The sequence below is a fragment of the Streptomyces sp. G-G2 genome, assembly GCF_030063135.1.
GTDB lineage: Bacteria > Actinomycetota > Actinomycetes > Streptomycetales > Streptomycetaceae > Streptomyces.
In genome coordinates, this window is the sequence record NZ_JASISO010000037.1 from 24,887 (window position 1) to 50,068 (window position 25,182).

24 protein-coding genes and 1 pseudogene are annotated in these 25,182 nt (G+C 73.7%); 9 read left to right on the forward strand and 16 right to left on the reverse strand.

Features of this window, described 5'->3' with window-relative positions:
* Positions 1–33: 33 nt before the first annotated feature.
* The 7 genes from QMF80_RS26460 to QMF80_RS26490 all read right to left on the reverse strand — a co-directional run bounded on the left by QMF80_RS26460 (position 34) and on the right by QMF80_RS26490 (position 8,954).
* Positions 34–1,458: a lysine N(6)-hydroxylase/L-ornithine N(5)-oxygenase family protein gene (locus tag QMF80_RS26460; RefSeq protein WP_283457615.1), complete on the reverse strand. Its 1,425-nt coding sequence runs from the start codon at positions 1,456–1,458 to the stop codon at positions 34–36.
* Positions 1,455–2,855, reverse strand: coding sequence for a pyridoxal phosphate-dependent decarboxylase family protein (locus QMF80_RS26465; RefSeq protein ID WP_283457685.1), 1,401 nt, complete (start codon positions 2,853–2,855; stop codon positions 1,455–1,457). The genes QMF80_RS26460 and QMF80_RS26465 overlap by 4 nt, the downstream gene beginning before the upstream one ends.
* A 157-nt stretch (positions 2,856–3,012) precedes the next feature.
* Positions 3,013–5,532, reverse strand: coding sequence for an aminopeptidase N (gene pepN / locus QMF80_RS26470; RefSeq protein ID WP_283457617.1), 2,520 nt, complete (start codon positions 5,530–5,532; stop codon positions 3,013–3,015).
* A 178-nt stretch (positions 5,533–5,710) separates the two neighbouring features.
* On the reverse strand, positions 5,711–6,031 hold the full coding sequence (locus tag QMF80_RS26475) for a chorismate mutase (RefSeq protein ID WP_283457619.1): 321 nt from the start codon (positions 6,029–6,031) through the stop codon (positions 5,711–5,713).
* A gap of 11 nt (positions 6,032–6,042) precedes the next feature.
* The gene (locus tag QMF80_RS26480) at positions 6,043–7,239 is read right to left on the reverse strand and encodes a sensor histidine kinase (RefSeq protein ID WP_283457620.1); all 1,197 of its coding nucleotides are present in this window, start codon (positions 7,237–7,239) and stop codon (positions 6,043–6,045) included.
* 52 nt (positions 7,240–7,291) lie between these two features.
* A complete protein-coding gene (locus QMF80_RS26485) occupies positions 7,292–7,948 on the reverse strand; it encodes a response regulator (protein ID WP_283457622.1) in 657 nt (218 codons plus the stop codon).
* Between the two features lie 235 nt (positions 7,949–8,183).
* Positions 8,184–8,954, reverse strand: coding sequence for a S1 family peptidase (locus QMF80_RS26490; protein ID WP_283457624.1), 771 nt, complete (start codon positions 8,952–8,954; stop codon positions 8,184–8,186).
* Between the two features lie 218 nt (positions 8,955–9,172).
* Between QMF80_RS26490 and QMF80_RS26495 the strand changes: the two genes are divergently transcribed.
* Positions 9,173–10,084 (forward strand): hypothetical protein, encoded by a 912-nt coding sequence (locus QMF80_RS26495; protein ID WP_283457626.1) that lies wholly within the window; start codon positions 9,173–9,175, stop codon positions 10,082–10,084.
* Positions 10,085–10,143: 59 nt separating this feature from the next.
* Here the strand turns inward: QMF80_RS26495 and QMF80_RS26500 are convergent, their stop codons facing one another.
* Together QMF80_RS26500 and QMF80_RS26505 are read right to left on the reverse strand one after the other, a co-directional pair.
* Positions 10,144–10,332, reverse strand: a complete 189-nt coding sequence (locus QMF80_RS26500) for a hypothetical protein (RefSeq protein ID WP_283457628.1) — start codon at positions 10,330–10,332, stop codon at positions 10,144–10,146.
* A 53-nt stretch (positions 10,333–10,385) separates the two neighbouring features.
* Entirely contained in the window at positions 10,386–11,018 is a 633-nt protein-coding gene (locus QMF80_RS26505; protein ID WP_283457629.1) for an FAD-binding protein, read from the reverse strand.
* On the opposite strand from QMF80_RS26505, the gene QMF80_RS26510 reads away from it, so the two are divergent.
* Complete coding sequence (locus tag QMF80_RS26510) at positions 11,017–11,190, forward strand: hypothetical protein (protein WP_283457631.1); 174 nt, start codon at positions 11,017–11,019, stop codon at positions 11,188–11,190. The two genes, QMF80_RS26505 and QMF80_RS26510, sit on opposite strands and share 2 nt — an antisense overlap.
* Positions 11,191–11,312: 122 nt before the next feature.
* Here the strand turns inward: QMF80_RS26510 and QMF80_RS26515 are convergent.
* Positions 11,313–11,420 (reverse strand): annotated as a pseudogene (locus tag QMF80_RS26515) (hypothetical protein); the annotation flags it as partial.
* 324 nt (positions 11,421–11,744) lie between these two features.
* On the opposite strand from QMF80_RS26515, the gene QMF80_RS26520 reads away from it, so the two are divergent.
* Positions 11,745–12,632, forward strand: coding sequence for an IclR family transcriptional regulator (locus QMF80_RS26520; protein ID WP_283457632.1), 888 nt, complete (start codon positions 11,745–11,747; stop codon positions 12,630–12,632).
* A 126-nt stretch (positions 12,633–12,758) separates the two neighbouring features.
* Here the strand turns inward: QMF80_RS26520 and QMF80_RS26525 are convergent, their stop codons facing one another.
* On the reverse strand, positions 12,759–13,775 hold the full coding sequence (locus QMF80_RS26525; RefSeq protein ID WP_283457635.1) for a ferredoxin--NADP reductase: 1,017 nt from the start codon (positions 13,773–13,775) through the stop codon (positions 12,759–12,761).
* A gap of 1,022 nt (positions 13,776–14,797) precedes the next feature.
* On the opposite strand from QMF80_RS26525, the gene QMF80_RS26530 reads away from it, so the two are divergent.
* Positions 14,798–15,256 (forward strand): helix-turn-helix domain-containing protein, encoded by a 459-nt coding sequence (locus tag QMF80_RS26530; protein ID WP_283457637.1) that lies wholly within the window; start codon positions 14,798–14,800, stop codon positions 15,254–15,256.
* Positions 15,257–15,624: 368 nt separating this feature from the next.
* On the opposite strand, the gene QMF80_RS26535 is transcribed toward QMF80_RS26530, so the two are convergent.
* On the reverse strand, positions 15,625–16,533 hold the full coding sequence (locus QMF80_RS26535; RefSeq protein WP_283457639.1) for an SDR family oxidoreductase: 909 nt from the start codon (positions 16,531–16,533) through the stop codon (positions 15,625–15,627).
* Between the two features lies 1 nt (position 16,534).
* On the reverse strand, positions 16,535–17,299 hold the full coding sequence (locus QMF80_RS26540; RefSeq protein WP_283457641.1) for an SDR family oxidoreductase: 765 nt from the start codon (positions 17,297–17,299) through the stop codon (positions 16,535–16,537).
* Positions 17,300–17,355: 56 nt separating this feature from the next.
* On the opposite strand from QMF80_RS26540, the gene QMF80_RS26545 reads away from it, so the two are divergent.
* Genes QMF80_RS26545 through QMF80_RS26565 form a run of 5 tightly spaced genes read left to right on the forward strand, consistent with a single transcriptional unit; the run spans position 17,356 to position 21,741 of the window.
* Positions 17,356–18,102, forward strand: a complete 747-nt coding sequence (locus tag QMF80_RS26545; RefSeq protein WP_283457642.1) for an enoyl-CoA hydratase family protein — start codon at positions 17,356–17,358, stop codon at positions 18,100–18,102.
* Positions 18,102–18,965 (forward strand): CoA transferase subunit A, encoded by an 864-nt coding sequence (locus tag QMF80_RS26550; RefSeq protein ID WP_283457644.1) that lies wholly within the window; start codon positions 18,102–18,104, stop codon positions 18,963–18,965. The genes QMF80_RS26545 and QMF80_RS26550 overlap by 1 nt, the downstream gene beginning before the upstream one ends.
* Positions 18,962–19,732 carry a CoA-transferase subunit beta gene (locus tag QMF80_RS26555; protein WP_283457646.1) on the forward strand — a complete coding sequence of 257 codons (771 nt, stop codon included), beginning with the start codon at positions 18,962–18,964 and terminating at the stop codon, positions 19,730–19,732. The genes QMF80_RS26550 and QMF80_RS26555 overlap by 4 nt, the downstream gene beginning before the upstream one ends.
* Complete coding sequence (locus QMF80_RS26560; protein ID WP_283457686.1) at positions 19,732–20,781, forward strand: NAD(P)H-dependent flavin oxidoreductase; 1,050 nt, start codon at positions 19,732–19,734, stop codon at positions 20,779–20,781. The genes QMF80_RS26555 and QMF80_RS26560 overlap by 1 nt, the downstream gene beginning before the upstream one ends.
* A gap of 30 nt (positions 20,782–20,811) precedes the next feature.
* The gene (locus QMF80_RS26565; protein ID WP_283457648.1) at positions 20,812–21,741 is read left to right on the forward strand and encodes a tyrosine-protein phosphatase; all 930 of its coding nucleotides are present in this window, start codon (positions 20,812–20,814) and stop codon (positions 21,739–21,741) included.
* Positions 21,742–21,825: 84 nt separating this feature from the next.
* On the opposite strand, the gene QMF80_RS26570 is transcribed toward QMF80_RS26565, so the two are convergent.
* The 3 genes from QMF80_RS26570 to QMF80_RS26580 all read right to left on the reverse strand — a co-directional run bounded on the left by QMF80_RS26570 (position 21,826) and on the right by QMF80_RS26580 (position 25,172).
* Positions 21,826–23,508: a DEAD/DEAH box helicase gene (locus tag QMF80_RS26570; protein ID WP_283457651.1), complete on the reverse strand. Its 1,683-nt coding sequence runs from the start codon at positions 23,506–23,508 to the stop codon at positions 21,826–21,828.
* 100 nt (positions 23,509–23,608) lie between these two features.
* A complete protein-coding gene (locus tag QMF80_RS26575) occupies positions 23,609–23,815 on the reverse strand; it encodes a cold-shock protein (RefSeq protein WP_283457653.1) in 207 nt (68 codons plus the stop codon).
* Positions 23,816–24,014: 199 nt separating this feature from the next.
* On the reverse strand, positions 24,015–25,172 hold the full coding sequence (locus QMF80_RS26580; RefSeq protein ID WP_283457655.1) for an acetyl-CoA C-acetyltransferase: 1,158 nt from the start codon (positions 25,170–25,172) through the stop codon (positions 24,015–24,017).
* Between the last annotated feature and the right edge of the window lie 10 nt (positions 25,173–25,182).

Here is a 25,182-nt window from a genome sequence, read left to right on the forward strand (position 1 = left end):
GGGCTCCCGCGTGCGCGGCGGCCGGCCGGGGTCTCAGGGGTGTTCGACGAGCGGGAGCAGGGACCCGGGGACCCGGGGGCGGGCGGCCTCGCGCTGTTCGAGCCCGAAGGTGGTGAAGGCGGTGCGGGCGGGCTGCGGGTAGGGGTCCTTGCCGGTGAGGGTGTTGAGGATGGTGGCGCTGCGCCAGGCGGCGAGGCCGAGGTCGGGGGCGCCGACGCCGTGGGTGTGCCGCTCGCCGTTCTGGACGTAGATGCTGCCGGTGACGGTGGGGTCGAGCTTCATCCGGTAGCGGTCGTCGATGCGGGGGCGGCCGGAGGAGTCCTTGCGCATGTAGGGGTCGAGTCCGGCGAGGAGCTGGCCGAGGGGGCGTTCGCGGTAGCCGGTGGCGAGGACGACGGCGTCGGTGGTGAGCCGGGAGCGGGTGCCCTGCTGGATGTGTTCGAGGTGGAGTTCGACCTTGGTGGTGGCGACGCGTCCGGCGGTACGGACGCTGACCCCGGGGGTGAGGACGGCGTCGGGCCAGCCGCCGTCGAGGGTGCGCCGGTACAGCTCTTCGTGGATGGCGGCGATGGTGTCGGCGTCGATGCCCTTGTGGAGCTGCCACTGGGCGGGCATGAGCTTGTCGCGCACGGGCTCGGGGAGGTCGTGGAAGTAGCGGGTGTAGTCGGGGGTGAAGTGTTCCAGGCCGAGCTTGGAGTACTCCATGGGGGCGAAGGAGGGGGTGCGGGCCAGCCAGGTGAGGCGTTCGCGTCCGGCGGGGCGGGCGCGCAGCAGGTCGAGGAAGACCTCGGCGCCGGACTGGCCGGAGCCGATGACGGTGACGTGTTCGGCGCCGAGGATCCGCTGCCGGTTGTCGAGGTATTCGGCGGAGTGGATGACGGGGACGGTGGGGGCTTCGGCGAGGGGCCGCAGGGGTTCGGGCACGAAGGGGGCGGTGCCGATGCCGAGGACGAGGTTGCGGGTGTAGGTACGGCCGAGGGCCTCGGCTTCGCCGTCGGCGTCGAGCTGGGTGAAGTCGACCTCGAAGAGCTCACGTTCGGGGTTCCAGCGGACGGCGTCGACCTGGTGGCCGAAGTGGAGGCCGGGGAGCTGGCCGGCGACCCAGCGGCAGTAGGCGTCGTACTCGGCGCGCTGGATGTGGAAGCGCTCGGCGAAGTAGAAGGGGTAGAGGCGTTCCTTGTGCTTGAGGTAGTTCAGGAACGTCCAGGGGCTCGCGGGGTCGGCGAGGGTGACGAGGTCCGCCAGGAAGGGGACCTGGAGGGTGGCGCCGTCGATGAGGAGGCCGGGGTGCCACTGGAAGTCGCGGCGCTGGTCGTAGAAGGCGGTGGAGAGGCCGCCTCCGGAGTATTCGTGCTGCTGGAGGCCGTGGGCGAGGGCGGCGAGGGAGAGGTTGAAGGGGCCGATGCCGATTCCGACGAGGTCGTGGGGTGCTTCGAGTGGGGCGGACATCGGGGTCATCGCTGGGTGCTGCCTTCCAGGAGGGTCAGGAGGGTGGCGAGGTCCCCTGTGGTGGTGTGGGGGTTGAGCAGGGTGGCCTTGAGCCAGAGGCGGCCGTCGGCGGTGGCGCGGCCGAGGACGGCGCGGCCGTCGAGGAGGAGGGCGCGGCGGGACCCGGCGAGCCGGGTGTCGTCGGGGGGGACGGGGCGGAAGAGGACGGTGCTGATGACGGGGGGTGCGTGGAGTTCGAAGCCGGGGTGGGCGTCGATGAGTTCGGCGAGGTGCTGGGCGGCGGCGCAGGTGCGGTCGATGAGCCGGGCGAGGCCGTCGCGGCCGAGGGAGCGCAGGGTGACGGCGATCTTGAGGGCGTCGGGGCGGCGGGTGGTGCGCAGGGAGCGGCCGAGGAGGTCGGGGAGTCCCGCTTCGGTGTCGTCGGTGGCGTTGAGGTAGTCGGCCTGGTGGGCGAGGGGGGCCAGCAGGGCCGTGTCGGGGACGGCGAGGAGGCCTGCGGCGACGGGCTGCCAGCCGAGTTTGTGCAGGTCGAGGGTGAGGGAGCGGGCGCGGTCGAGGCCGTGCAGGAGATGCCGGTGGCGGGGGCTGAGGGCGAGGAGGCCGCCGTAGGCGGCGTCGATGTGGAGGTCGGCGCCGTGCCGTTCGCAGAGGTCGGCGAGGTCGTCGAGGGGGTCGATGAGTCCGGCGTCGGTGGTACCGGCGGTGGCGGTGACCAGGAGGGGCCCGGGGTGGGTGCGGCGGGCGTGGGTGAGGGCGGCGTCGAGGTCGGCGGGGTGGAGGGTGCCGGTGGGGGTGGGGACGGCGGTGGCCGGGGGGAGGCCGAGGAGCCAGGCCGAGCGGGGGACGGAGTGGTGGGCGTTGGCTCCGTGGAACACCGCCAGGGGGCCGCCGTGGTGTTCGCGGGCGCGTTCGCGGGCCAGCAGCAGGGCGAGCTGGTTGGCTTCGGTGCCGCCGGTGGTGACCAGGGCGTCGGGGTGCGGGGTGTCGTACAGCTCGGCGGCCAGGGTCCGGGTGAGGAGGGCTTCGATCTCGGAGGCGGCGGGGGCCTGGTCCCAGGAGTCGAGGGAGGCGTTGAGGGCGCTGGCGGCGAGGTCGGCGGCGGCCGCGACGGCCAGCGGCGGGCAGTGCAGGTGGGCCGCGCAGAGCGGGTCGGCGGGGTCGGCGGCGCCCGCGGCGAGGGCGTGGACGAGGGTGCGCAGGGCTTCGTGGTCGCCGTGGCCGTGCGGGGGCAGTACGTCGCCCAGTGCGGCGCGGACCCGGGCGGCGACGGCATCGGGGCCGCCCGCCGGGAGGGGGCCGCCACGGGCGGCGGCCCCGGTGGTGAGGGCGTCGAGGACGGTGTCGAGGAGGGGCCGGAGCGCGTCGGCGGCCCCGCTGCCGCCCGCGAGGGCGGGCGCGGGGGGCAGCGGGGGCGGGGCGGCGGACGGTGCTGTCGGGCGGCTCTGCACGCGGGTCCTCACGGAAGCTGGGCGGGGCGCGGGGCGCGGCCCCGCCGGGCCCCCGCCCAGCACAACGATCAGACCCGAATGGGGTAACCGCCGGGGTTTGTCCGGTGGGTTGTTTTCAGCCGTTGCGCACGCGCAGGGCGCGGGCGAGGTCGTCGAGCTGGTCGGTGAGCCTGCGCCGGAACACCGGGATGAGTTCGCCTTCGTCGAGGCAGGCCCGTCCGGCCTGGAGGTTTTCCTGGTCGATGGCGTGGACGGGGAAGGCGTGGGCGCCCGCGGCGGCGGCGATGGCGGGGCCGCGGCGGCCCGTGAGCGCGGTGGCGTCGGGGTAGAAGCGGGGGACGTAGGCGCGCAGGAGTTCGGTCTGTTCGGGCTGCCAGAAGCCCTGGGCGGTGGCCGAGAACAGGTAGTTGGACAGGGTGTCGTCGTGGAACATGCGGTCCCAGGCGGCCTGCTTGGTGTCGGCGTCGGGGAGGGCGGCGCGGCAGCGGGCGGCGCCTTCCTCTCCGGTGGCGCTGGGGTCGGCGGTGAGGGCGGCGTCGATGGTCTGCTCGTCGACGGCGCCGAGGACGGCGAGGCGGGCGAGGACGCGCCAGCGCAGTTCGGGGTCGAGTTCGGGTCCGCCGCCGACGGTGCCGTCGGTGAGCCAGGCGGCGATGGCGTCGGGCTGGGTGGCGCTGTCGATGAAGGTGCGGACGGCGGCGAGGCGCAGTCCGGGTTCCCCGCCGTCCTCGGTGCGCCGGATGAGGGCGCGGGTGAGGTGGGTGAGGGTGGTGAGGGCGGCGGTGCGCTCCTCGGCGGGGAGGTAGCGGTCGGCGATGTGGTTGCGGGCGAAGCCGAGGACGCTCTGGACGATGGCGAGGTCGCCTTCGGCGGGGAGGTGTTCGGCGGCGGCTTCGAGGTAGGCGGCGGGCGGGAGTTCGCCGTCGCGGACCATGTCGCGGGCGGCGTTCCAGACGATGCTGCGGGTGAGGGCGCCGGGCAGGCCGGCGAGGGCGCGCCGGGCGGTGTCCCAGGAGCCGGGGTCGAGGCGGACCTTGGCGTAGGTGAGGTCGCCGTCGTTGAGGAGGACGAGGGCGGGGCGGGGGCCGGTGCCGGAGATGACCTCGGTGGTGGGGAGGTCGAGTGCGAGGAGTTCGCGGGGTTCGAGGATGCCGGGTTCGCCGGGTACGTCGTCGTAGGCGCCGACGGTGATATGGTGGGGGCGGCTGCCCCGGCGGTCGACGGTGAGGGTCCAGCCTTCGGGGGCGCCGTCGGGGGCGTCCTCGATGCGGGGGGTGAGGGTGTCGATGCCTGTGGTGCGCAGCCAGGTGTCGGCCCAGGTGTGGACGTCGCGTTCGGTGTGGGCGGCGAGGGAGTCCACGAAGTCGGCGAGGGAGGCGTTGGCGAACTTGTGGCGTTCGATGTGGGTGTTGACCCCGGCGAGGAAGTCCTTCTCGCCGAGCCAGGCGACGAGTTGGCGCAGGGCGGAGGCGCCCTTGGCGTAGGAGATGCCGTCGAAGTTGAGGAGGGCGGAGGCGGTGTCGGGGACGGCGTCGGCGTCGGGGGCGACGGGGTGGGTGGAGGGCCGCTGGTCGGCGTCGTAGCCCCAGGCTTTGCGGGCGAGGCCGAAGTCGGTCCAGGCGCCGGTGAAGCGGGTGGCTTCGGTAAGGATCTGGTAGCCCATGTATTCGGCGAAGGACTCGTTCAGCCAGATGTCGTCCCACCAGCGCAGGGTGACGAGGTCGCCGAACCACATGTGGGCCATTTCGTGGGCGATGACCACGGCGCGCCACTGGCGTTCGGTGTCGGTGACGGCGGAGCGGTAGATGTATTCGTCGCGGAAGGTGACGAGGCCGGGGTTCTCCATGGCGCCCGCGTTGAACTCGGGGACGAAGGCCTGGTCGTAGGAGTCGAAGGGGTAGGGCTCGGTGAACTTCTCGTGGTAGCGGTCGTAGCAGTCGGTGGTGATGCCGAGGATCTCGTCGGCGTCGGCGTCCATGTGGGGGCCGAGGGAGCGGCGGCAGTGCAGGGCGAAGGGCAGCCCGGCGTGTTCGGTGCGGATGGTGTGCCAGGGGCCCGCGGCGATGGCGGCGAGGTAGGTGGAGATGACGGGCGTGGGCGCGGACTTCCAGATCCCGGCGCCGTCGGTGTCGCGCCGCCCGGTGCGCTCGGTGGTGCCGTTGGCGATGACGGTCCAGTGGGCGGGGGCGGTGACGGTGAATTCGAAGACGGCCTTGAGGTCGGGCTGGTCGAAGGCGGCGAGGACGCGCTGTACGTCGTCCAGGAACAGCTGGGTGTAGACGTACGTCTCCCCGTCGGCGGGGTCGGTGAAGCGGTGCAGGCCCTCGCCGGTGCGGGAGTACCGCATGCGGGCCTCGACGCGCAGCTCGTGGGGGCCTTCGGTGAGGCCGGTGAGGGGGAGCCGCCCGTCGGTGAGCGCGGCGGGGTCGAGGGGGGTGCCGTCGAGCAGGGCGGAGCGCAGCGCGTCCGGCTTCAGTTCCACGAAGGTGTCTCCGGCGGCGCGGGCCGCGAAGCGGATGACGGTGGTGGAGTCGAAGGTGTCGTCGCCCTGGGTGAGGTCGAGGGTGACGGCGTAGTGGTGGACGTCGAGGAGTGCGGCTCGGGTCTGCGCTTCGTTGCGCGTCAGTGCGGGCATGGGCCCATGCTGCCAAAGCGGCGGCGCGGGCCACAGGGTCCCCCGGATGCTCGCGGCGGCTGCTGGGTCCTTGGGCCGGCTCCGCGCGGGGGGCCCGGGAGCTCCGGCGGCTCCGCGCGGGGGGCCGGGGCTCCGGGAGCCCGGCTCCGCCCGGCGGCTCCGGCCGGCTCCGGGGGGCCTACTCCTCGCCGTCTTCGGCGGCGGCGATCGTCTCGTGGTGGCGGATGACCTCGGCGATGATGAAGGTGAGGAGCTTCTCGGCGAAGGCGGGGTCGAGCTTGGCGTTCTCGGCGAGCTGGCGGAGCCGGGCGATCTGGCTGGCCTCGCGGGTCGGGTCGGCCGGGGGCAGCTGGTGCTTGGCCTTGAGGAAGCCGACCTGCTGGGTGCACTTGAAGCGTTCGGCGAGCATGTGGACCACGGCCGCGTCGATGTTGTCGATGCTGTCCCTCAGCCGGGACAGTTCGGCGCGGACGGTCTCGTCGATGTCGCTGTTCGTCATGGTCGGCGAGTTTACGTGGCGGGCGGGGCCGGTTCATCGGCCGGTCGGACAGTGAGACGGCTGGTGAAGGGCAGGATCGCGGTGACGAGCCAGCCGCCCTCGGGGGCGGGGCCCGCGCTGAGGGTGCCGCCCATGGCCTCGGTGCGTTCGGTCATTCCGGCGAGGCCGTAACCGCCGCCGCGGGCCTGCTCGGAGAGCCGGGCGGGGTGGCCTCCGTCGTCGGCGACTCGGACTTCCAGGCCGGTGGGGACGGTGCGCAGGCCGATGCGGACGGCGGTGGCGGTGGCCGCGTGCTTGCCGATGTTGGTGAGGGCTTCGAGGACGATGCGGTGGGCGGTGGCGGCGACGTCGCCGGGGAGGACGTCGGCGAGGCCCTCTTCGACGTAGAGGACGACGGGCGGGCCGGTCACGGAGAAGCGGGCGGTGAGGCCGCGGATGTCCTCGATCCCGGCGACGGGGGCGGTGCCGGGGCCGGAGTCGTCCTCGCGGAGCACGCGGACGAGCCGGCGCATGGAGCCGAGGGCCTCGTCGCCCGCGGTTTCGATGCGGCCGAAGATCTCGGCGGCGCGGTCGGCGCTGACGCCGGTGAAGTGGGCGGCGCGGGCCTCGACGACGATGCCGGTGACGTGGTGGGCGACGAGGTCGTGGAGTTCGCGGGCCAGTTCCAGGCGTTCGGCGGTGCGGACGGCGCGCAGTTCGCGGCGGCGCTGGACGTCCTGGAGGCGCAGCAGGAGCGAGTAGGCGGTGACGACGACGGCGAGGACGGAGAAGAGGAGGGTGAAGCGGCCGGGGTCGGAGTCGCGGACGGGTACGGCCATGCAGCCGAGGCCGAGGACGGGCCCGAGGACGGCGGCGGTCCGGGCGGGGGCGCGCAGGAGTACGCCGCTGAGCAGCACGAGGAGCGCGATGGCCTCGCCGCCGCCCCAGACGACGACGGGGTGGTTGACGAAGATCAGCAGGCTGGTCGCGCTCCAGGTGACGGCGGCGGCGAACCAGGCGCGGGTGATCAGGCCGAGGCGGGGCCAGGGCGCGGCGCTGAGGCAGACGAGGATGCCGGAGACCCAGACGACGGCGTGCGGGAGCGTGGGCTGCCGGGCCAGGACCACGCCTTCGAAGCTGACGAGCCCGAGCAGGAGGAAGGTGAGGGCGACCCGGATCCGGCCGGTGGCCCGGGGATGGCGCCGCGACCAGCTGGCGAGCGGACTCATCCGCCGCCCCCGGCGGCCGGCCGGGGGCCGGGGGCGGTCGGCGGCGGGGCGCTCACTTCGTGCTCGCGGCCAGGCCGCTCTCCCAGGCCCAGGCGGCGATCTCCACCCGGTTGCGGGCGCCGAGCTTGGTCTGGACGTTGGCCAGGTGCGTCTTGACGGTGGAGAGGGAGACGTACAGCTGGGCGGCGATCTCGGCGTTCGTCATCCCGCGCGCGAGGCAGCGTACGACGTCCACCTCGCGCTCCGTGAGCGGTTCGGCGGGGCGGCGGGCCGCCGCGGCGGCCGGGGCGCGGGTGGCCATCTCGCGCAGCAGGCGCACGGTGATGGCGGGTGAGACGAGGGAGTCCCCTACGGCCGCCGCGCGGACCGCTTCAACCAGCATGGCTGGACTCGCGTCCTTGAGGAGGAAGCCCGACGCTCCGCCGTGGAGCGCCGCGTGGACGTACTCGTCGAGGTCGAAGGTGGTCACGATGACGATGTGGGGTGTCTCGCGGCCGGAGAGCCGCCGGGTGACTTCGAGGCCGTCGAGGCGGGGCATGCGGATGTCGAGGAGCAGGACGTCGGGCCGGTGCTCTTCCACGGCCAGGAGGGCGGCCTCGCCGTCGACGACGTCGGCGAGGACCTCGATGTCGGGCTGGCTCTCCAGGATCATCCGGAATCCGGCCCTGACCATGTCCTGGTCGTCCGCGATGACCACGCTGATCGCCATGCGCTGCCTGCCCCACTGTCGCCCGTCGCCGATGGACTCCTCCCATGGGACCGGGGCGCGTGGCGGACCGCAACCGCGCGGCGGACCCCCGGGAGGAGTACGTGGTGCCGGGGCGGTGCTGTGCCGGGCCTGCGGTACCGCCTTCGACCCTACGGGCGCGGGCGGCCGGGGGCCTCGTCCTTCCGGCCGCGTCCCGCGGGGCCGGAAGGACGAGGAGCGGGGTGCTACGGGGCGGTCACAGTCCCGCGGCGGCGGTGCGGATGGCGTTGGCGAAGGTGGACACCTCGCTGTAGACGCCGGGGTAGCCGGGCTCGGCGCAGCCCTGGCCCCAGCTCACGATGCCGACCTGGATCCAGGCTCCGGCGTCGTCGCGGCGGAACATGGGGCCGCCGGAGTCGCCCTGGCAGGTGTCGACGCCTCCCTGGTCGAAGCCCGCGCATATCTCGTCGCCGGGGGTGAGGTCGCTGCCGTACGCGGTTTGGCAGGCGGCGTCGGAGACGAAGGGGACGGTGGCCTTCATCAGGTAGCGCTGCTGGCCGCCGCCCTCACGGGTGGCGCCCCAGCCCGCGACGGTGAAGGTGCCGTTGTTGAACTGGGTGGTGTCGGCGATCTTGAGGGTGGGCTGGTTGATGGGCTTGGCGAGCTTGATCAGGGCCCAGTCCTTGCCCTTGCCGTTATAGCCGGGGGCCTGGAGGACCTTGGTGGACTTGACCTTGACGGCGCTGGCGCTGTTGAGGTCGACGACTCCGCCGGTCGCGGTGATGGAGGTGTTGTTGCCGGACCCGTCCACGCAGTGGGCGGCGGTGAGCACGATCTGCTGGGTGTAGAGGGCGCCGCCGCAGCCCATGGAGAGGCGGACCATGAAGGGGAACTCGCCCTGGGTGGCGCGGGTTCCGCCGACGACGGGGGACGGGGAGGCGCTGGCGGAGCCGGGCTGGAGGCTGACGGCCGCGAGGGTGACCGCGGCGGCGGCGAGGGAACGGCGGATCAGGCGGGAGGTGTTCATTCGGTGCAACACAGTCGGCACACTGCCTTTCGTGGGGGGTGGGGCGGTGCGTGGGTGCGTCGCGCACGCCGTCGCGGGGACGACGGACGTGACGGATCCAGAAATGACACGTCCATGTCACATCTGTGGGCGCGCGGGCACAAGGAGGCCGATCCGGCCAAGGTCACGCGGACGCCCGCGCGGGCCCGGACCCGAACGCGCACCCGGAGGGATGACGCATGACACACCACGGCGGCCGGGGCAGCCGCGTCGAGCACGGCTTCCCGCACCTGGCCACGGTCCGCGCCGCGCTCACCGCGCTGCACCGCCGCCTGCCGGGCGAGGGCGTCCGCGCCTTCGCCCAGAGCTTCGCCCCCGCCGACGCGGCCTTCCCCGACGGGGACGACCTGCACCTCGGCGCCCAGCGGGTGGCCTCGGCGATGGTCCACCAGCTACGGCTCCCGGACGCCCGGATGATCATCAACTTCCGACCGATGGAACACGCGGCCAGCGTCGAACTGGCCGCCGGGCCCGAGTACTTCATCGAGGTGAGCGACCGCTTCCGCACCCACCGCCGCGATCTGGCCGCCGCCCTGGCGCACGAGGTCACCCATGTCCTGCTGCACCGGCTGGACCTCGGCTTCCCCACGACCGCCGAGAACGAGATCCTCACCGACACCGCCGCCGCCTACCTCGGGGCGGGCTGGCTGCTGCTGGACGCCTACCGCGAGGACGCGCTCACCCACCAGAAGCTCGGCTACCTGACCCCGGAGGAGTTCGGGTACGTCCTCGCCAAGCGCGGGGCGCTGCTCGGCGAGGACCTCTCCACCTGGTTCACCAGCCCCCAGGCGTACGAGGCCTACGTGCGCGGGAGCGAGCGGGCCCGCCGGGACTGGCGCCGGGCCCCCCTCTCCGGCGCGGGCCCGCTGGAGCGACGGCGCTACGCGAAGGACCGGCGCGCCGGGGCCGGGTCCGGGCCCGAGAGCGGAGGCGGGAACGGGGCGGCGTACCGCTTCGAGGGCGGCCCCGGCGGCGCGGCGCGGGTGAGTTTCCTCTGCCCGGTGTGCGGGCAGCGGCTGCGCGTCCCGGTACGCGGACCGCTCCGGGCCCGCTGCGGGCTGTGCCGCAGCGTGCTGGACTGCGACACCTGAGCCGCGCCCCGGAACACCCCGCTCCGGAAGGGCCGCTCCGGAACACCCCGCTCCGGGCCTCACGCCTCCGAGCAGCCGCAGCCGTCGCCGTCATCGGCTCCCCCGCAGCCGTCGCCGTCGCCGTCGTCGCCGTACCCCGCTCCCCGGCGCGAGCCGCCGCCCGCACCCCCGTACACCAGCCAGTCGAACACGAAGAAGGCGACGAACGAGGCCAGCACACCCAGCAGGATGATGGTGTTCGTACTCATGCGCCCGGTGTGCCCGGCCGCGACGGGCGGAACACCCTGCTCCGGGGCCGCCCTCACCTCACCTGCGCGGCAATGGCGTTGACCGCCGCCCAGGCGAAGGCCATGGCGGGCCCGATGGTCGCTCCCGGCCCCGGGTAGGTCTCCCCCATCACCGCCGCCGAGCAGTTCCCGGCGGCGTAGAGCCCCGTGACGGGCGCGCCGTCCTCGCGCAGTACCCGGCCGTCCCCGTCCGTGACCAGGCCGCCCTTGGTGCCGATGTCCCCGGGATGCACCGGGACGGCGTAGAAGGGGCCCTTCTCGATCGGCGCGAGGTTCGGGTTCGCCAGGGTCGGGTCGCCGTAGTAGCGGTCGTAGACGCTCTCGCCGCGTCCGAAGTCCTCGTCCACGCCCGCCCGGGCGAAGCCGTTGAAGCGGCCGATCGCGGCGGGCAGGGCGGGCGCGGAGATCAGCCGGGCCAGCTCCTCCACCGTGGCGGCCTTCTTCACGAAGCCGCTCTCCAGCCACCGCTTGGGGAAGGGCTGGCCGGGGACCTGGAGGGCGGTGACCGGGCCGAAGCTGAGCGCGCGGTGCTCGGGGACGAGGACGTTCTCGGCGACGATGTCGTTGGAGCCGGATCCGCGCAGGCCGACGGTGTCCCAGACCTCGTCGATCCGGTACCGGGAGCGGGGGATCAGGAAGGTCCGCATGTCCACGGGCCTGCCGTCGGCGTCGGTGACGAGGCCGCCGAGCAGGGCCCAGTCGGCGTGGTCGCAGCCGGAGGAGAAGTGCCAGCGGCCGCTGACGGTGAACCCGCCGTCGGTGGGGACGACCGTGCTGGTGGGGGCGTACGAGGAGCAGATCCGGGCGGTGCGGTCCTGACCCCAGACCTCTTCCTGGGCGCGGGGGTCGTAGAGGGCGACGTGCCAGGGGTGGACGCCGACGACGGAGGAGACCCAGCCGGTGGAGCCGCAGGCCTTGGCTATCTCCTTGACGGCGGCGTAGAAGACGGCGGGGTTCGCGGCGAGGCCGCCGTAGGCGCGGGGCTGGAGGAGCCGGAAGAAGCCGGTGGCTTCGAGTTCCTTGATGCTCGCTTCGGGGACCTTCCGCAGGGTCTCGGCCTCGGCGGCGCGCTCGCGGAGCGCGGGGGCCGAGGTCGCGGACCGCTGCGAGGACCTCTTCGTCGCTCATGGTGTCCCCTTCTCTGACGGGATCCGGTGCGGATCGGGTGCTGACGGGATCCGGTGCGGATCGGGCTCGTTGGCGAGGAACGTACGCCCGGGGCCACGGGCGCGGAACGGGCTCTTCCCACTGAGCGGGAAGCCCGGATACGACGAGTCGAAGTATTACTGAATGAAATACCTGCTTCCGGGTCCTTCCCCCCGTCCGGAGGCCCGTGGCAGGGTCGCCCCAACGCCTCACGCAGGGGGTTCCTCGTGCTTGACCAGGTCAGGGAGACCGAGCCCGCACCGCTGTCGCTGCTGGAGAAGGCGGCGTCCGTCCTGGGCGCCTTCGAGGGTGCCGAGCCACGGCTCTCGCTCACCGAGGTGGTGCGCCGCTCCGGCATCCCGCGCTCCTCCGCGCACCGCATCCTCGACCAGCTGGTGGGGCTGCGCTGGCTGGACCGGGAGGGCCGGGACTACCGCATGGGCATGCGGATGCTGGAGCTGGGCGCGCTCGCCTCGCACCACAACCGGCTGCGCCGGGCCGCCGTGGCGCTGCTGCACGAGCTGCACGAACGGACCGGGCAGGTGGTGCACCTGTCGGTGCTCGACGGCGCCGACGTGGTGTGCCTGGAGCGGATCGGCGGCTCCGAGTCCGGGGCGGTGCCCTCCCGGGTCGGCGGCCGGATGCCCGCGTACTGCACGGCCAGCGGCAAGGCGCTCCTCGCCTTCGGCGATCCGGGCGCGCTGGAGCACGTACTGGCCCTGGGGCTGCGGCCGCGGACCGCGCGGACCCTGGTGCGGCCGCTCGCGCTGCGCTCGGAGCTGGCGGCGGTCCGCGAGCGCGGGGTGGCGCACGACCGGGAGGAGAACTTCCGGGGGATCTCGTGCGTGGCCGCGCCGCTGCGGGGCGCGGGACGGGCGATCGCGGCGGTGTCGGTGTCGGTGTCCGGGCCGTCCCCGGCGGGCGCGCGCCGGGGGGACCGCGAGCCGGACCGGCTGGCTCCGCTGGTGCTGGCGTGCGCGCGCTCGGTGTGGCGTGAGTTGTACGGTCCCGGGCGCGCGGGCCGCTCGGCGCCGCCCCCGCGTCCGCGCCCGGAGGTCCCCGAGCGGGCGATGGACAACATGATGGGATGGCTGCGGTTCAGCGAGTGGATGTAGTGGGTAGTAATACCCCATCGCAAGGGACGGGACCGGAGCCGACCCCCCGCCAGGGGGCCGGGTCCGGTCCCGTCCCGCGTCCGGTCCCGTCCCGCGTCCGGGCCGCCGGTTCAGCGGCCGCGGCGCTCATCCCGCGTAGCTGATCCGGATCCGGGTCCCGGGCGGGCCCAGCGGCAGCGCCTGGCAGGCGAGTACGTAGCCCGCGGCCAGGTCGTCCGCGTCCAGGATCTCGTTGCGGACCATCGTCACCTCGCCGTCCACCACCCGGCAGCAGCAGGCGCTGCAAGCACCTTCGCGGCAGGAGTACGGCGCCCGCACGCCCGCCCCGAGCAGCGCGTCCAGCAGCGGGGCGTCCGCGGCCCAGGCCACGGTGTGGGTGAACCCGTCGAGCTCCACCTCGGCCGTGACGCACCCCGCGCCCGCCCCCGTGGCGTCGGGGGGCGGCGCGAACACGTCCCCCGAGAGCGAGAAGTACCGCTCCCGGTGGATCCCGCGCCCCAGCGCCCCGCCCCGCGCGCGCAGGGCCGTCTCCGCCGCGTCCATCAGCGGCGCGGGCCCGCACAGGTAGGCCTCGGCCGCCGGGTACGGGGCCACCAGCGGCCCCAGCCGGTCCGCCGTCGGGAGCCCCTGGAGGCTCTCCAGCCAGTGGACCACCGTGAACCGGCCGGGGTGTGCCTCGGCCAGCGCCCGCAGCTCCCCGGCGTGGATCACCGCGTCCGGGCCCCGGTTCGCGTACAGCAGGGTGATCCGCCCCCGGCCCACCGCCAGCGCGGACTTGGCGATGGACAGCAGCGGGGTGATCCCGCTGCCGCCCGCGACCAGCAGCAGCTCCCGGTCCAGGTCGGCCGGGGTGAAGGTGCCCGCGGGCGGGAGTACGAGGATCTCGTCCCCGGGCGCGAGCCGCTCGCAGACCCACCCCGAGCCGGTCCCGCCGGGCACCTTCTTGACCGTGATCCGCAGCGGGTCCCCGGTGTGCGGGGACCCGGCCAGGGAGTAGCAGCGCGCGCCACCCCCGGGCACCTGGAGGGTGAGGAACTGACCGAGGCGGTACGGGAGTTGCGCGTCCAGGACCAGGGAGACCGCGTCCGGGGTCTCCTGGATCCGCTCCACCACCCGCACCCGCACCCGCACCCGCACCCGCACCGCGCCCCGCCCCGGCCCGCCGCCCCCAGGATGTCCAGAACCCCCAAGAGAGGGGACCAGCCGGATCGGTGCGCAGCACAATCCCTCCTGGTAGGGGTTTCAGCGTCCCCGCGGGGCACTTCCCCTCCCTGAGGGGATTCCGCTCTCTCCTCGCGGTGTGCTCTGTCTCCAGCTGGCACGGCTTCGGAAATGGTCTCGCCCAGCGTTTCGTGGTCTTCTCCGGGGGCGGCTCCCCCGGAGGAGCCCTCGCTCACCAAGCATGCGCGACGGCGGCCCCACCCCCTCGGGGGCGGGGCCGCCGCTCCTTTTCCGCGCGGCTTCGAAGTGGCCCTGTGGAGCAATTCCCTCCGGGCGGAGCTTCATTGGGAGCCGAACATCCCCCTGGCGTACGCTGCTCGCCAGCGCCGGGTTCGGCCCCTCGCCAGGGTCCGTGCTCCATGGGCCGAGCGTAAGAGACCATTCCGAAGTCGCGGTCGTCATCGGCGCCCTCGCCGCTCTCATGGGCGCCCTCGCCCCGGTCGTCAAGACCCTCGTCGAGGTACCGCCGCAGCCGCCCACCCCGGTCATCGCTCCGGTCCGTCCCGAAGCCCCCGGCCCCGGACTCCCCCCGGCTGGTTCCCGTCAGGGGGACGGGGTCCGGTGACCGAGGTCGTCGAGATCACAGATGTCACCGGCCTTGCCGACCTCACCGGCAGGGCCGGCAGGGCCGGTTGGGCCGGTTGGGCCGGTTGGGCGCACGGTGCAACTGCCGCCTACCTCACGTCCCTGGGCCTTTCGCCCTCCGGGGTGGGGATGCTCACCTCCGCCGCCCGGGTGGGGGGAGGTGAGCGCGGCCGGGTAGCCGCGTACGGCCGGGAGTGGATCCACATCATCGTCCACGGAGTCGCCAAGGAAACGACGCCGCACGGAACGACACGGCTGTGGACTCGGGGAGCGGTCCTCGGCGACCTCGGCCATGTGACGGGCAGGGGAAGGCGGCCCGGGGCCGTGACTCCGTGCCACCCGGGCCGCACCTCACCTTCATGACGACGTGCGCCACCGTGGGCCTCACGTCCCGGACCCTCGCCCTGCTGATCGAGCAGGAGACCTCGCTCGCGCTCCTGCTCGCGCAGCTGGCCAACGACCGTGCCATGACCGTCGAGTCGGTGTACGCGGCGTCCAAGTCGGACCCCGTCACCGGGGTGGCCCGGCTGCTGGAGTACCTGGCCGAGTCCCGTACGAACCCGCACGGGGCCGGCCGCATCAGGTGGACCAGGTCCGGTATCCACAAGGTCCCGGAGGGGGCCCTGACCGTTTCCGGCCCCAGTCAGGCCGACCTGGCCGACGCCCTCGGGCTCGGCCGGACCACGGTCGAGAAGGCGCTGGCCTCCCTGCGCGCCGAGGGAGTCCTGACCGCCCTCCCGCCCGGTACCCGGTCGAACCGGTACTACGAGATCGCGGACTTCGCCCTCCTGAGATCCGTAGCCCGCTCCGAGGCCTAACCCCGACCGCCCCCACCGGAGGCGCCCACCCCACCGATCCAGCCGATCCCCCCGCCGATCCGCGCCCGCCACCTCAGCCCCCGCGACCCCACGCCCGCTGATCCACCCCGGCCACCTCAGCCCCCGCGACCCCACGCCCGCTGATCCACCCCCCCCCCCCCCCCCCCCCCCCCCCCCCCCCCCCCCCCCCCCGCCGGAGGCCCCACCCACCGCCGGAGGCACACCCACCGCCACCGGACACCCACCCCCGTGGACCACCCCGCCGACGCTCGATGCCCGGGGCGCGGGCCCGGGGCTCTGGGCAAGGCCCGGGGCGGAGCCCGGGGCAAGGCCCGGGGCGGAGCCCGGGGCCCCGGCGGAGCCCCGTCTCACCTCGCCCCGTACACCGGTCGCGGCGGCTCCGACGTCGCCAGCAGCCCCGCCACCGCCTCCCCCGCCTCCGCCGGGGCCCACCGCGCACCGCGCGACACGGTCGGGCCCGGCCGCCAGCCCTCCATGACGGTGATCCGGCCGCCCTCGACCTCGAAGACCCGCCCGCTCACCCCCGCGGACGCGTCCGCACCGAGCCAGACCACCAGCGGCGAGACGTTCTCCGGCGCCATCGCGTCGAAGTCCCCCTCCCCCGGCGCCGCCATCGTCTCCGCGAACGTCGCCTCCGTCATCCGCGTCCGCGCCGCCGGGGCGATCGCGTTGACCTGGACCCCGTACCGGCCCATCTCCGCCGCCGCGACCAGCGTCAGCCCGAGGATCCCCGCCTTCGCGGCGCTGTAGTTCCCCTGGCCCACCGAGCCCAGCAGACCGGCCCCCGACGAGGTGTTGATGACCCGGGCCGCCGCCTCCCGGCCGGCCTTCGACTCCGCCCGCCAGTGCGCCGCCGCGTGCCGCAGCGGCAGGAAGTGGCCCTTGAGGTGGACCCGCATGACCGCGTCCCACTCGTCCTCGCCCAGGTTCACGAGCATCCGGTCCCGCAGGAAACCGGCGTTGTTGACCAGGGTGTCCAGCCGCCCGAAGCTGTCGAGGGCGCACTCGACCAGCGAGGACGCGCCCTCCGTCGTGGCGATGTCCCCGCCGTGGGCCACCGCCTCACCGCCCAGCGCCCGGATCTCCGCCACCACGTGGGCAGCCGGCCCCTGCGGCTCGGGCAGGCCGTCGAGGCCGACCCCGAGGTCGTTGACGACGATCCGCGCGCCCTCCGCCGCGAAGGCCAGGGCGTGGGCCCGGCCCAGCCCCCGGCCCGCACCCGTCACGACCACTACCCGGTCTTCGGCGATTCCCATGTCAGTTCTCCTTGTTGACGTTCGCGGCGTCCAGGAAGGCGGGGCGTTCGCCGCCCCCGTGCAGCAGCAGGCTCGCGCCGCTGACGTAGGCGGCCCGGGCGGAGGCCAGGAAGACCGCCGCCGCGCCCACGTCGGCGGGTTCGGCCAGCCGCCCGAGCGGGACGGTGGCGCCGACGGCGGCGATCCCGCCGTCGTTCCCGTAGTGCAGGTGCGAGAGCTCGGTGCGGACCATGCCCAGCACCAGGGTGTTGACCCGGACCTCGGGCGCCCATTCGACGGCCATCGAGCGGGCCAGGTTCTCCAGCCCGGCCTTGGCGGCCCCGTAGGCGGCGGTGCCCGGGGAGGGCCGGGTGCCGCTGACGCTGCCGATCATGACGACGGAGCCGCCCGCCTCCCGCAGCCACGGGTACGCGGCGAGCGAGGCGGTCATCGGGGCGACCAGGTTGAGCTCGACGACGCGCGCGTGCCGTTCGGCCTCGCCCTCGCCGAGCAGCCGGTAGGGGGTGCCGCCCGCGTTGTTGACCAGGCAGTCCAGGCGCCCGTACCGGCGGGCGACCGCAGCGAAGAACTCCCCCACCGCCGCCGGGTTCCGCAGGTCGAGGGGCCCGAACTCCGCCACCCGCCCGTCCTCCTCGACCGGCTCGTCCGGTGGGCGGCGGGCGCATACGACGACCCGCGCCCCGGCCCCGAGGAACGCGCGGGCGATCCCGGCGCCGACGCCGCGGGTGCCGCCGGTGACGACGACGACCCTCCCGTCCAGCTCCATAGGCTGCTACCTTCCTCACCTAACAAATGTTTGGTGGAAAGGTAGCTGATCCGCTCATGGGTGTCTCCACCTCCAGCCCGGGCAAGGGCATCGCACTCGTCACAGTCGACTTCCCGCCCGTCAACGCCCTTCCCGTACAGGGCTGGTACGACCTGGCCGACGCCCTGCGCGCGGCCGGGCGCGACCCCGCCGTCCGCTGCGTGGTCCTGGCCGCCGAGGGCCGGGGGTTCAACGCGGGCGTCGACATCAAGGAGATGCAGCGCGACACGGGGCACGGCGCGCTCATCGGCGCCAACCACGGCTGCTACGAGGCCTTCGCGGCCGTGTACGAATGCGAGGTCCCCGTCGTCGCCGCCGTGCACGGGTTCTGCCTGGGCGGCGGCATCGGCCTGGTCGGCAACGCCGACGTCATCGTCGCCGCCGACGACGCCACCTTCGGGCTGCCGGAGCTGGACCGCGGCGCGCTCGGCGCGGCCACCCACCTGTCCCGGCTGGTCCCCCAGCACCTGATGCGCGCCCTGTACTACACCTCGCGCACCGCGACGGCCGCCGAGCTGCACGCGCACGGCTCGGTGTGGCAGGTGGTCCAGCCGGAGCGGCTGCGCGCGGCGGCCCTGGAGCTGGCGGCCGAGATCGCGCTCAAGGACGGCTATCTGATCCGCCTGGCCAAGGCGGCGATCAACGGCATCGACCCCGTGGACGTGCGGCGCAGCTACCGCTTCGAGCAGGGCTTCACCTTCGAGGCCAATCTCAGCGGGGTGGCCGACCGGGTCCGCGACACCTTCGCAGGCGAGGAGCGCTGATGAGCGACAAGACCATGACTCCCGAAGAGGTGGTCGGGCGGCTGCGCAGCGGGATGACGATCGGGATCGGCGGGTGGGGTTCGCGGCGCAAGCCGATGGCCCTGGTCAGAGCGCTGCTCCGGTCCGAGATCACCGATCTCACGGTGATCTCCTACGGCGGCCCCGACGTCGGTCTGCTGGCCGCCGCCGGGAAGATCCGCAAGCTGGTCGCGGCCTTCACCACCCTGGACTCCATCCCCCTGGAGCCGCACTTCCGGGCGGCCCGCGAGCGCGGTGCCTTCGCACTCACCGAGATCGACGAGGCCATGTTCATGTGGGGCCTGACCGCCGCCGCGAACCGGCTGCCGTTCCTGCCCGTCCGCGCGGGCCTGGGCTCCGACGTGATGCGGGTCAACCCGGAGCTGCGCACGGTCACCTCCCCCTACGCCGACGGCGAGGAGTTCGTCGCCGCCCCCGCCCTGCGCATGGATGCGGCGCTCGTCCACCTGAACCGCGCCGACCGCCTCGGCAACGGCCAGTACCTGGGCCCCGACCCGTACTTCGACGACCTCTTCTGCGAGGCCGCCGATACGGCGTACGTGTCGTGCGAGCGGCTCGTCGAGACCGCCGAGCTGACCCGGGACGCGGCCCCGCAGACCCTGCTCGTGGGCCGCCACTCGGTCACCGGGGTGGTGGAGACCCCGCACGGCGCGCACTTCACCACCTGCGCCCCCGACTACGAGCGCGACGAGCCGTTCCAGAAGGCGTACGCGACCGCCGCCGCCGACCCGGCGGTCTGGGCGGAGTTCACCGCCCGCTTCCTGTCCGGCAACGAGAAGGCCTACCAGTCCGCCGTCGAGGCCTGGCACGAGGAGCAGAAGTGACCACAGCGACCACCGCCGGGGCGGCGACCGGCGCCGCGACCCGCGCCGACTACTGCGTGATCGCCTGCGCCGAGGCCTGGCGGGACAACGGCGAGGTGCTGGCGAGCCCGATGGGGCTGATCCCCTCGATCGGGGCCCGGCTGGCCCGCCGCACCTTCTCCCCCGACCTGCTGCTGACCAACGGCGAGGCGTTCCTGGTGGGTCCGGACGGCGCCACCGAGGGCTGGCTCCCGTACCACAGGCACCTGACCATGGTCACCGGCGGCAAGCGGCACGTGATGATGGGCGCGAGCCAGATCGACCGGTTCGGGAACCAGAACATCTCCTGCATCGGCGACTGGGAGCAGCCCGCCCGCCAGTTGCTGGGGGTGCGCGGCGCGCCCGTCAACACCCTGAACAATCCGGTGAGTTACTGGATCCCGAAGCATTCCTCGCGGGTGTTCGTGGAGCGCGTGGACATGGTGTCGGGCGTGGGGTACGACCGGGCGGCCGCGGCGGGCCCGTCCGCGACCCGCTACCACCGCATCCCCCGGGTGGTGACCAACCTCGGGGTGTTCGACTTCGAGACCCCGGACCGGTCGATGCGGATCGCCTCCCTGCACCCGGGGGTGACGGTGGAGGAGGTCCGCGCGGCCACCGGCTTCGACCTCGGCGGCATCGACGCGGCGGAACGCGCGTCCACCCGCGAGCCGACCCCGGCCGAACTGCGCCTGATCCGGGAGGACCTGGATCCGCGCGCGACCCGGCTGCGCGAGGTGCCCGCGTGATGGAGACCGCCCTGACCAAGCTGATCGGCATCGAGCACCCCATCGTCCAGACGGGCATGGGCTGGGTCGCGGGCCCGCGCCTGGTGTCGGCCGCCGCCAACGCGGGGGCGCTGGGCATCCTGGCCTCCGCGACCATGACCGTGGACCAGCTGCGGGCGGCGGTCCACGAGGTCAAGTCCCGTACCCGGGCCCCCTTCGGGGTCAACCTGCGAGCGGACGCGGGGGACGCGGCCGAGCGGGCCCAGCTGATCATCGACGAGGGGGTCCGGGTCGCGTCCTTCGCCCTCGCCCCGTCCAAGGAACTGATCGCCCGGCTCAAGGACGCGGGTGTGGTGGTGATCCCGTCGATCGGGGCGCGCCGTCACGCGGAGAAGGTCGCGGCCTGGGGTGCGGACGCGGTGATCGTGCAGGGCGGGGAGGGCGGCGGGCACACCGGGGACGTGGCCACGACCGTCCTGCTGCCGCAGGTCGTGGACGCGGTGGACATCCCGGTGATCGCGGCGGGCGGGTTCCACGACGGGCGGGGCCTGGTGGCGGCCCTCGCCTTCGGGGCGGCGGGCATCGCGATGGGCACCCGGTTCCTGCTGACCTCGGACTCGACGGTGCCGGACGCGGTCAAGGCGCGCTATCTGGCGGCGGGGGTCAAGGACGTCACCGTGACGACGGCCGTGGACGGGCTGCCGCACCGGATGCTGCGCAGCGAGCTGGTGGTCTCCCTGGAGCGGGCGGGCCGGGCCCGGGCGCTGGCCAAGGCGGTCCGGCACGCGTCCGCCTTCCGCCGGATCTCGGGCCTGAGCTGGCCGCAGATGGTCCGTGACGGTCTCGCGATGAAGCACGGAAAGGACCTGTCCTGGAGCCAGGTCCTGCTCGCCGCCAACACCCCCATGCTCCTCAGGGCGTCCATGGTCGAGGGCCGTACGGACCTCGGCGTCATGGCATCCGGCCAGGTCGCGGGCGTGATCGAGGACCTTCCGTCCTGTGCGGAACTCGTCAGCCGCGTCATGGCCGAGGCACAGAACGTGCTCCGCACCCTGCCTCCCGCAGGGTGATCCCCCTTCTCCCTTTCAGGAGTCGTACAGATGAGCCGTGCCCGCTTCCGCGTCGCGGCGACCGGAGTGCTTCTCTCCGCGCTCGCCGTGGGCGCCCTTCCCGTGTCCGCGTACGCCGTTCCGACGGCTCCCGCCGCCACCGCCCGGCACCACGCCCAGGCGCAGTCGATCCGCCGGATCCCCCTGCAGGGCGCGGTCAACGTCCGCGACATCGGCGGCTACCGCACCCTGCTCGGCGGTCAGGTCCGTCAGGGGCTCGTCTACCGTTCCGACGCACTGAGCAAGCTGACCGCGCCCGACCTCACCGCGGTCGCCGGTCTGGGCCTCACGAAGGTCATCGACTTCCGCATCCCGATGGAGCTCCAGTACGACGGCGCGGACCGGCTGCCCGCCGGGCTGACGTCCACCGCCCGCCCGGTCAGCGACCTGGGCCTGTACGGGACGCTGGTGGGCGCGATCGCCACGGGCGACCCGGTCCAGCAGGAGCGGATCCTGGGCGGCGGCCGCGCCGAGGCCTACATGCGCGACATCTACCGCACCTTCGTCACCAGCCCCGAGAACCGGGCGCAGTTCGCGACGACCCTGCGGGAGATCGCGGACGGCGCGCAGGGGCCAGTGCTGTACCACTGCACGTCCGGCAAGGACCGTACCGGCTGGATGAGTTACGTCCTGCTGCGGGCGCTGGCGGTGCCGCAGGGCACGGCCGAGCAGGACTACCTGGCGTCGAACACCTTCCGCGCGGCGTACGACGCCCAGGTGCGCGCGGGGCTCAAGCAGTCCGGGCGGATGCAGAACCCGGACCTGCTGATCCCGCTCCAGGAGGTCCGGCAGGACTACCTGGACGCGGCGACGGCGCGGATGGAGGCCGACTACGGCAGCTTCTACGGCTATCTGGCCAACGGCCTCGGCCTGGACGTGCGGACCCTGGCGAAGCTCCAGGCGAAGCTGGTCCGCCCGTAGGCACCCGGCCCCGGGTACGACGACGCCGGGCGGCGCGATGTGCGCTGCCCGGCGTCATTGCGTACGGATGACCGTGGGGAGGGATCAGGCGCTGGGACGGCCCGATCCCGCTCCGCCGCCGGTCGCGCGGCGACGGCCCTGGCCGAAGCCCTGGCTTGCGCCCTGGGCGCCACCGGTGCGGGTACGGCCGGACGCGCCCGCGGGGGCGCCGGAGCCGCCACCGCCGCGGCGGCCCTGGCCACCGGAGGCGGAGCCGCCGGAGGCCGCGGAGACCGGGGCCGCGCCGCGGGCGCGGCGCGGACGCTCGCCCGAGGGAGCGCCGGAGCCGCCGCCCTGCGGGCCGCCGGAGCGACGGCGCGTGCCCTGGCCGCCGCCCTTGGCAGCGGTGCGCGGCTTGGCGGGGGTGGGCTGCGGAACCTCCATCACCACGGGGATGCCGGAGGGGACGCGGGCGCCGGTCAGGCGGACCAGTTCCTCGTCGGAGGAGCGGATCTGCGCGGTGCGGGGGTTGATGCCCGCGTCCGACATCAGCTGGGTCATCTCGCGCTTCTGCTCGGGCAGGACGAGGGTGACCACGCTGCCGGACTCACCGGCACGGGCGGTACGGCCGCCGCGGTGCAGGTAGTCCTTGTGGTCGGTGGGCGGGTCCACGTTGACGACGAGGTCGAGGTCGTCGATGTGGATGCCGCGGGCCGCGACGTTGGTGGCGACCAGCGCGGTGACCTCGCCCGTCTTGAACCAGTCGAGGGTGCGGTTGCGCTGGGGCTGCGAACGCCCGCCGTGCAGACCGGAGGCGCGGACACCGTCCGCGAGGAGCTTCTTGACCATGCGGTCGACACCGCGCTTGGTGTCCACGAACATGATCACCCGGCCGTCGCGAGCGGCTATACGCGTCACCACGGCCTTCTTGTCGGTCTCGTCCATGACGTACAGGACGTGGTGTTCCATCGTGGTGACCGCGCCCGCGGACGGGTCGACCGAGTGCGAGACCGGGTCTTCGAGGAACATCTTGACGAGTTTGTCGACGTTCTTGTCCAGGGTCGCGGAGAACAGCATCCGCTGGCCGCCGGGCTCGACCTGCTTGAGCAGGGCGGTGACCTGCGGCATGAAGCCCATGTCGGTCATCTGGTCGGCTTCGTCCAGGACCGTGATCGACACCTGGCCGAGGATCGCGTCACCGCGCTCGATGAGGTCCTTCAGACGGCCGGGGGTGGCGACGAGCACCTCGGCGCCGCGGCGCAGGGCGCCGGACTGCCGGTTGATCGACATGCCGCCGACGACGGTCGCGATGCGCAGGTTCACGGCGGTGGCGTACGGCGTCAGCGCGTCCGTCACCTGCTGGGCCAGCTCGCGGGTGGGGACGAGGACCAGGGCCAGCGGGGCCTTCGGCTGGGCGCGGCGACCGGCCGTGCGGGCCAGCAGGGCCAGGCCGAAGGCGAGGGTCTTGCCGGAGCCGGTGCGGCCGCGGCCGAGGAGGTCACGGCCCGCGAGGGAGTTCGGGAGGGTGGCTGCCTGGATCGGGAACGGCTCGGTGACGCCCTGCGCGGCGAGGGTCTTCAGCAGCGCGGCGGGCATGTCGAGGTCCGCGAAGGCGGCGACCGGGGGGAGGGCCGGGGTGATCGGGTCCGGCATGGAGAATTCCTGCGGCCGGGCGGGCTGGGCGGAACCGCCCTTGGGCCGGCCGCCGCCAGCCTTCGGACGTCCCTGGGCAGCACCCCGACCCCTGACGGGACGGCGGCTGGGACGTGCGGAGCTGGAGCTGGTCATGCGGGAAGGCCCTCCTGGAACCGGCAAAAAACAAGCGACGGAGCAACACACAAGCCGGGGCCCGCACCTCGCGGTGCGGACCCCGGCCGTGCGAAGAGCGTCAGTTAGCAGGCAGGATGTTCTCGGCCTGCGGGCCCTTCTGACCCTGGGTGACCTCGAAGGACACGCGCTGGCCCTCCTGGAGCTCACGGAAGCCCTGGGTGGCGATGTTCGAGTAGTGCGCGAAGACGTCCGGGCCGCCGCCGTCCTGCTCGATGAAGCCGAAGCCCTTTTCCGAGTTGAACCACTTCACGGTGCCAAGTGCCATTTTTAAATCTCCTGAATAGGTGGCAAGGGCCCCATCCGGAAGATGCCGGAAACAAAATAAGCGCCTGCGGAAGCAATCCCGTCAGGCGCACATAAAGTTCATGGGTACCACAACTGCAACGTCTTCAACGTACCACACGACGGCCGGGGATCTTGGCCGAGAGCGTGTGATCCCCGTCGCTGTGGCGTGCTCCGGATGATCAGAGGCGTTCGATGATCGTCACGTTCGCCTGCCCCCCGCCCTCGCACATGGTCTGCAGGCCGTAGCGGCCTCCGGTGCGCTCCAACTCGTGCAGCAGGGTGGTCATCAGCTTCACCCCGGTGGCCCCCAGCGGGTGTCCCAGGGCGATGGCTCCGCCGTTCACGTTCACCCGGTCGGGGTCGGCCCCGGTCTCCTTCAGCCAGGCGAGGACGACCGGCGCGAAGGCCTCGTTGATCTCCACGAGGTCGATGTCGGCCAGGGACATCCCGGTCTTCGTCAGGGCGTGGGCCGTCGCCGGGATCGGGGCGGACAGCATCCGGATCGGGTCCTCGCCGCGCACCGACAGGTGGTGGATGCGGGCCCGGGGGGTCAGGCCGTGCTCCTGGACGGCCCGCTCGGAGGCGATCAGCATCGCGGCGGCGCCGTCGGAGACCTGGGAGGAGACGGCCGCGGTGATGGTGCCCCCTTCCATGACGGGCCTCAGTCCCGCCATCTTCTCCAGGGTGGTGTCCCGGCGCGGGCCCTCGTCGGTGCGGACGTCCCCGTAGGCGACGGTCTCCCGCTCGAAGCGGCCCTCGTCGATCGCGCGGAGCGCCCGCCGGTGCGAGCGGAGCGCGAACTCCTCCATGTCCAGACGGCTGATCCCCCACTTCTCGGCGATCAGCTGGGCCCCGTGGAACTGGTTGACGGGGGCGTCGCCGTAGCGGGCACGCCAGCCCGCCGAGCCCGCGTAGGGGCCTTCGGTGAGGCCGAGGGGTTCGGCCGCCTGCCGGGAGGCGAAGGCGATCGGGATCATCGACATGTTCTGGGCGCCGCCCGCGACCACCAGGTCCTGGGTGCCGGAGAGGACCCCCTGCGCGGCGAAGTGGACGGCCTGCTGCGAGGAGCCGCACTGGCGGTCGACGGTGACCCCGGGGACCTCCTCGGGGAGCCCGGCGGCCAGCCACGCGGTCCGGGCGATGTCCCCGGCCTGCGGCCCCACGGCGTCCACGCAGCCGAAGACCACGTCCTCGACGGCGGCCGGGTCCACCCCGGAACGTTCCATGAGCGCCTTCAGGACGTGCGCGCCGAGGTCGGCCGGGTGCACCCCGGACAGCCCTCCCTTGCGCCGGCCCACGGGGGTGCGTACCGCGTCGACTATGTAGGCCTCGGGCATCGGGACTCCT

What these genes read in the sequence shown, in the direction of transcription:
- QMF80_RS26550 (WP_283457644.1), top strand. Translation starts at nt 18,102, where the DNA reads ATGAGCGACAAGACCATGACTCCCGAAGAGGTGGTCGGGCGGCTGCGC.
- QMF80_RS26535 (WP_283457639.1), bottom strand. Translation starts at nt 16,533, where the DNA reads ATGGGAATCGCCGAAGACCGGGTAGTGGTCGTGACGGGTGCGGGCCGG.
- QMF80_RS26560 (WP_283457686.1), top strand. Translation starts at nt 19,732, where the DNA reads ATGGAGACCGCCCTGACCAAGCTGATCGGCATCGAGCACCCCATCGTC.
- QMF80_RS26565 (WP_283457648.1), top strand. Translation starts at nt 20,812, where the DNA reads ATGAGCCGTGCCCGCTTCCGCGTCGCGGCGACCGGAGTGCTTCTCTCC.
- QMF80_RS26545 (WP_283457642.1), top strand. Translation starts at nt 17,356, where the DNA reads ATGGGTGTCTCCACCTCCAGCCCGGGCAAGGGCATCGCACTCGTCACA.
- QMF80_RS26530 (WP_283457637.1), top strand. Translation starts at nt 14,798, where the DNA reads ATGACGACGTGCGCCACCGTGGGCCTCACGTCCCGGACCCTCGCCCTG.
- QMF80_RS26480 (WP_283457620.1), bottom strand. Translation starts at nt 7,239, where the DNA reads ATGAGTCCGCTCGCCAGCTGGTCGCGGCGCCATCCCCGGGCCACCGGC.
- QMF80_RS26460 (WP_283457615.1), bottom strand. Translation starts at nt 1,458, where the DNA reads ATGACCCCGATGTCCGCCCCACTCGAAGCACCCCACGACCTCGTCGGA.
- QMF80_RS26475 (WP_283457619.1), bottom strand. Translation starts at nt 6,031, where the DNA reads ATGACGAACAGCGACATCGACGAGACCGTCCGCGCCGAACTGTCCCGG.
- QMF80_RS26580 (WP_283457655.1), bottom strand. Translation starts at nt 25,172, where the DNA reads ATGCCCGAGGCCTACATAGTCGACGCGGTACGCACCCCCGTGGGCCGG.
- QMF80_RS26495 (WP_283457626.1), top strand. Translation starts at nt 9,173, where the DNA reads ATGACACACCACGGCGGCCGGGGCAGCCGCGTCGAGCACGGCTTCCCG.
- QMF80_RS26575 (WP_283457653.1), bottom strand. Translation starts at nt 23,815, where the DNA reads ATGGCACTTGGCACCGTGAAGTGGTTCAACTCGGAAAAGGGCTTCGGC.
- QMF80_RS26540 (WP_283457641.1), bottom strand. Translation starts at nt 17,299, where the DNA reads ATGGAGCTGGACGGGAGGGTCGTCGTCGTCACCGGCGGCACCCGCGGC.
- QMF80_RS26510 (WP_283457631.1), top strand. Translation starts at nt 11,017, where the DNA reads ATGTCCACGGGCCTGCCGTCGGCGTCGGTGACGAGGCCGCCGAGCAGG.
- QMF80_RS26500 (WP_283457628.1), bottom strand. Translation starts at nt 10,332, where the DNA reads ATGAGTACGAACACCATCATCCTGCTGGGTGTGCTGGCCTCGTTCGTC.
- pepN (WP_283457617.1), bottom strand. Translation starts at nt 5,532, where the DNA reads ATGCCCGCACTGACGCGCAACGAAGCGCAGACCCGAGCCGCACTCCTC.
- QMF80_RS26505 (WP_283457629.1), bottom strand. Translation starts at nt 11,018, where the DNA reads ATGCGGACCTTCCTGATCCCCCGCTCCCGGTACCGGATCGACGAGGTC.
- QMF80_RS26490 (WP_283457624.1), bottom strand. Translation starts at nt 8,954, where the DNA reads ATGAACACCTCCCGCCTGATCCGCCGTTCCCTCGCCGCCGCCGCGGTC.
- QMF80_RS26570 (WP_283457651.1), bottom strand. Translation starts at nt 23,508, where the DNA reads ATGACCAGCTCCAGCTCCGCACGTCCCAGCCGCCGTCCCGTCAGGGGT.
- QMF80_RS26485 (WP_283457622.1), bottom strand. Translation starts at nt 7,948, where the DNA reads ATGGCGATCAGCGTGGTCATCGCGGACGACCAGGACATGGTCAGGGCC.